The following is a 5,431-nucleotide window of genomic DNA, read 5'->3' on the forward strand; positions in this document are numbered from 1 at the left end:
CGACGGCGTCGGTGCAGCACGGGTTCGTCGCCGAGCAGCTGCGCGTCGCGCTGCTCACCGAGTCCGACCTCACCGGGCAGGCGGGGCAGTCCACGAAGGACATGCGCCGGATGCCCGCCCGCCGGCGCAACGCCGTGGACCCCCTCACGCTGCGCCCGGGCGACTTCGTCGTCCACGAGCAGCACGGCATCGGCAGGTTCGTGGAGATGGTGCAGCGCACCGTGCAGGGCGCCACCCGCGAGTACCTGGTGCTGGAGTACGCCGCCTCCAAGCGCGGCCAGCCCGGCGACCGGCTGTTCGTGCCCACCGACACCCTCGACCAGGTCTCCCGCTACACCGGCGGTGAGGCGCCGGTGCTCAACAAGATGGGCGGCTCGGACTGGTCGAAGACGAAGAGCCGCGCCCGCAAGGCGGTCAAGGAGATCGCCGGCGAGCTCATCCGGCTGTACTCCGCGCGCATGGCCACCCAGGGCCACCGGTTCGGCCCGGACACCCCCTGGCAGCGGGAGCTGGAGGACGCCTTCCCCTACGTGGAGACCCCCGACCAGCTCGCCAGCATCGAGGAGGTGAAGCGGGACATGGAGCGCTCCACGCCCATGGACCGCCTCATCTGCGGCGACGTCGGCTACGGCAAGACGGAGATCGCGCTGCGGGCGGCGTTCAAGGCGGTGCAGGACGGCAAGCAGGTCGCCGTCCTGGTGCCGACGACGCTGCTCGTGCAGCAGCACCACAAGACGTTCTCGGAGCGCTACGCCGCCTTCCCTGTCACCGTCCGGTCGCTGTCGCGGTTCACGCCGCCGGCGGACGCCCGGGCGACGCTGGCCGGGCTGGCCGACGGCAGCGTCGACGTGGTCATCGGCACCCACCGGCTGCTGTCGTCGGAGGTGCGCTTCAAGGACCTGGGCCTCGTCGTGGTCGACGAGGAGCAGCGCTTCGGCGTGGAGCACAAGGAGGCCCTGAAGAAGCTGCGCACGAACGTCGACGTGCTCGCGATGAGCGCGACGCCGATCCCGCGCACGCTGGAGATGGCGGTCACCGGCATCCGGGAGATGTCGACGCTGGCGACGCCGCCGGAGGAGCGCCACCCGATCCTCACCTACGTCGGCGGCTACGAGGAGAAGCAGATCGCCGCGGCGATCCGGCGCGAGCTGCTGCGCGAGGGGCAGGTCTTCTACATCCACAACCGGGTCTCCACGATCGACCGGGCCGCGGCGAAGCTGCGCGAGCTGGTGCCGGAGGCGCGGATCGCGACCGCGCACGGGCGGATGGGGGAGCACCGGCTGGAACAGGTCGTCGTGGACTTCTGGGAGAAGAAGTTCGACGTCCTCGTCTGCACGACGATCGTGGAGACGGGCCTGGACATCTCCAACGCCAACACCCTCGTCGTGGAGCGCGCCGACGTGATGGGCCTGTCCCAGCTGCACCAGCTGCGCGGGCGGGTCGGGCGCGGCCGGGAGCGGGCGTACGCCTACTTCCTGTTCCCCGCGGAGAAGCCCATGACGGAGACCGCGCACGACCGGCTCGGCACGATCGCGCAGTTCACCGACCTCGGCGCGGGCATGCAGGTCGCGATGAAGGACCTGGAGATCCGCGGCGCGGGCAACCTGCTGGGCGGGGAGCAGTCCGGGCACATCCAGGGCGTCGGGTTCGACCTGTACATGCGGATGGTGGCCGACGCCGTGGCCGACGCGCGCAACCAGGTCCCGGGGGCGGCCGCGGAGGAGGACGTCGAGCCGGAGCCCACGGACGTGAAGATCGAGCTGCCGGTGGACGCGCACCTGCCGCACGACTACATCCCCTCCGAGCGGCTGCGGCTGGAGGCCTACCGGCGGCTGGCCTCCGTCGACGGCGACGAGGGGCTGGCGGAGCTGCGGGCGGAGCTCACCGACCGCTACGGCGAGCCGCCGCAGCCGGTGCTGAACCTGCTGGAGGTGGCGCGGTTCCGGACGGCGGCGCGCAGGGGCGGCCTGCGCGAGGTCAGCCTGATGGGCAAGCAGGTGCGGTTCGCGCCGGTCGACCTGCCGGAGTCCCGCGAGCTGCGGCTCAAGCGGCTCTACCCCGGCACGATCCTCAAGCCGCAGGTGGGTGCCGCGCTGGTGCCCGCACCGATGACGGCGCGCGTCGGGGGGCAGCCGCTGCGCGACGCGCAGATCCTGGCGTGGGTGCACGAGTTCGTCGCGGCGGTGCTGCTGGAGCAGCCGGCGTCGGTGGCGGCCGGGGCGCGCTGAGGAGGCGGCCGCGGGGCGCGCTGCGGTGGTGCGCCCCGGCGGGGACGTCCGGCACGCCGACACCGGCGCGTCGCGAGCGGAACGTCCCCGCCCCGGGGGTGGACGGGTGCGGCGGCGACGTTGCGTGCGCCGACACCGGCGTGTCGCCTGCGGAGCGTCCCCACGCCGCTGGCGCCGGGCCGAGGACCCGGCCGTTCGCTTGACGGTGCAACTTCCCAGCTCGTAGCGTCGCACCCCCATCCGGAGCGGCCGAGGGACCCGGCTCGACGACGCCGCAGCAACCACCCGCGAGGGCAGGTGCTACCGCCGGGACCGATGGAGCGCCCGTGTCCCAGACGTCGTCCCCCGCCCACCTCGCCGTCGCCCTCGACGGCGCCGGCTGGCACCCCGGGGCCTGGCGGGCCCCCGGCGCCCGGCCGGCCGAGCTGCTGCAGCCGGGGTACTGGACCGACCTGCTGGCCGAGGCCGAGCGCGGCCTGCTGGACCTGGTGACGATCGAGGACTCCCTGCTGCCGCAGTCGGAGGCGCCGCTGCGGGCGGACGAGCGCACCGACCGGGTCCGCGGCCGCCTCGACGCCGTGCTCGTCGCAGCCCGGGTGGCGCCCACGACGTCGCGGATCGGGATCGTGCCGGTCGTCACCACCGCGCACACCGAGCCGTTCCACGTCTCCACCGGCATCGCCACCCTCGACGTCGTCTCCTGCGGCCGCGCCGGCTACCAGGTGCGCACGGGGGGCCGGGGCGGGGAGGCGCGGCTGTTCGGGCGCCGCCCCGAGCTGGACGCCGACGTCGCCGACCCGCCGTCCTCGCCGCTGGTGGCGGACCTGTTCGAGGAGGCCGCCGACCACGTCGAGGTGGTTCGCCGGCTGTGGGACAGCTGGGAGGACGACGCCGTCGTCCGCGACGCCGCCACCGGCCGGTTCGTCGACCGCGAGAAGCTGCACCACGTCGACTTCGCCGGCCGCTGGTTCTCCGTCAGGGGGCCGTCCATCACCCCGCGCCCGCCGCAGGGGCAACCCGTGGTGGCCGCCCTGGCGCACGTGGGACCGGCGTACCGCCTCGCCGCCCGGCAGGCCGACGTCGTGTTCACCACACCGCTCGGCGAGGACGGCCCCGCGCGGGTGCTGGCCGACGTGCGGGCCGCCGAGGACGCGGCCGGGCGCGGCGGCCATCCGCTGCTGGTGTTCGCCGACCTGCTCGTGGTGCTGGGCGAGGACGCGCCGGACGCGTTGCGCCGCAAGGAGTCCCTCGACGCGCTGGCGGGCGCCGGGCCCACCTCCGACGCGGCCGTCGTCGCCGGTGGTCCCGCCGAGCTGGCCGACGCCGTGGAGCGGCTGCTCGGGGCGGGCTTCGCCGGGGTGCGGCTGCGCCCGGCCGCCCTGCCCCACGACCTCACCGCCGTCACCGGGCTGCTGGTGCCCGAGCTGCAGCGCCGCGGGCTGTTCCGCCGCGAGTACGCCGAGAGCACCCTGCGCGAGCGCCTCGGCCTGCCCCGCCCCGCCAACCGCTACGCCGCCTGAGGAGGGGCACCCGATGAGCAGCCCCGCCACCGGCCGCAAGCAGGTCCACCTCGCCGCGCACTTCCCCGGCGTCAACAACACCACCGTGTGGAGCGACCCCCGCTCCGGCAGCCAGATCGAGTTCTCCTCCTTCGTCCACCTCGCCCGCACCGCCGAGCGGGCGAAGATGGACTTCCTCTTCCTCGCCGAGGGCCTGCGCCTGCGCGAGCAGGGCGGGAAGATCTACGACCTCGACGTCGTCGGGCGCCCGAACACGCTCACCGTGCTGTCGGCGCTGGCCGCCGTCACCGAGCACCTCGGGCTGGCAGGCACCATCAGCTCCACCTTCAACGAGCCGTACGAGGTGGCCCGCCAGTTCGCCTCCCTGGACCACCTCTCCGGCGGCCGCGCGGCGTGGAACGTCGTGACCTCCTGGGACGCCTTCACGGGGGAGAACTTCCGCCGCGGCGGGTACCTGCCCGCCGAGCAGCGCTACGAGCGGGCCCGCACCTTCCTCGACGCCGCGTTCGCCGTGCTGGACGCGTGGCGCGGCGACGAGGTGGTGGCCGACCCGCGGTCGGGCACGTTCCTCACCGACCCGGCGGCCGGTTCCTTCGCGCACCGCGACGCGCACTTCGACATCGCGGGGCGCTCCACGGTGTGGCGCTCCCCGCAGGGGCGGCCGGTGGTCTTCCAGGCGGGCGACTCCGACGAGGGGCGGGAGTTCGCCGCCGCGAAGGCCGACGCCATCTTCAGCCGCCACGCCACCTACGACGAGGGCCGTGCGTTCTCCGCCGACGTCAAGGGCCGCCTGGCCCGCTACGGCCGCCGCCCCGAGGACCTGCTCGTCCTGCCCGCCGCGACGTTCGCGCTCGGCGACACCGACGCCGAGGCCGCCGAGATCGCCCACGAGGTGCGGATGCAGCAGGTGAGCGGGCAGACGGCCATCGCCTTCCTGGAGCACGTGTGGAACCGCGACCTGTCCGGCCACGACCCCGACGGGCCGCTGCCGGCGGACGACCCGGTGCCCGGGGAGAACACCGTCGCCAGGGGCCGCGCCAGCGTGCGGCAGTTCCGCGACCCGCTGGCCACCGCCCGGCGGTGGCGGGAGCTGGCCGAGGCCGAGGGGCTCACCAGCCGCGAGCTCGTCGTGGAGGTCACCGGCCGGCAGACGTTCATCGGCTCGCCCGCCACCGTCGCCGCGACCATCGAGCGGTTCGTGCAGGACGGCGCCGCCGACGGGTTCATCCTGGTGCCGCACCTGGTCCCCGGCGGTCTCGACGAGTTCGCCGACCGCGTCGTGCCGATCCTGCAGGAGCGCGGCGTCCACCGCACCGAGTACGAGGGCAGCACGCTGCGGGACAACCTCGGCCTGCCGCCGCTCGCGCCGGCCGCGGGTTAGCGTGCCGGCGTGAGCGACGAACCGCTGGACCACCCACGCCGCAGCGCCCCGCCCGGCGCGCCCCTGCTGGAGCTCGTCGCGGTGATGGACCGGCTGCGCTCGCCCGGCGGCTGCCCCTGGGACGCGGAGCAGACCCACGACTCCCTGCTGCGCTACCTCGTGGAGGAGACCTACGAGGTGGTGGAGGCCGTGGAGGGCGGCGACCGCGAGCACCTGCGCGAGGAGCTCGGGGACCTGCTGCTGCAGGTGGTGTTCCACGCGCGCATCGCCGCCGAGCACCCCACCGCGCCGTTCGACGTGGA

General features: G+C 74.7%; 4 protein-coding genes. All 4 read left to right on the forward strand.

The genetic code is table 11. The features are described from left to right. Window positions 1–2,228 (forward strand): transcription-repair coupling factor (mfd, locus tag ABEB16_RS19215; RefSeq protein WP_345713814.1); only part of this gene is annotated, 2,228 nt, incomplete at its 5' end. 326 nt (window positions 2,229–2,554) lie between these two features. Further along, entirely contained in the window at window positions 2,555–3,748 is a 1,194-nt protein-coding gene (locus ABEB16_RS19220) for an LLM class flavin-dependent oxidoreductase (protein ID WP_345713815.1), read from the forward strand. A gap of 13 nt (window positions 3,749–3,761) precedes the next feature. Continuing rightward, window positions 3,762–5,129: an NtaA/DmoA family FMN-dependent monooxygenase gene (locus ABEB16_RS19225; RefSeq protein ID WP_345713816.1), complete on the forward strand. Its 1,368-nt coding sequence runs from the start codon at window positions 3,762–3,764 to the stop codon at window positions 5,127–5,129. 9 nt (window positions 5,130–5,138) lie between these two features. Continuing rightward, a partial coding sequence (locus ABEB16_RS19230; RefSeq protein WP_345713817.1) for a MazG nucleotide pyrophosphohydrolase domain-containing protein occupies window positions 5,139–5,431 on the forward strand: 293 nt, incomplete at its 3' end.

This window comes from Kineococcus glutinatus, from assembly GCF_039542765.1.
GTDB lineage: Bacteria > Actinomycetota > Actinomycetes > Actinomycetales > Kineococcaceae > Kineococcus_A > Kineococcus_A glutinatus.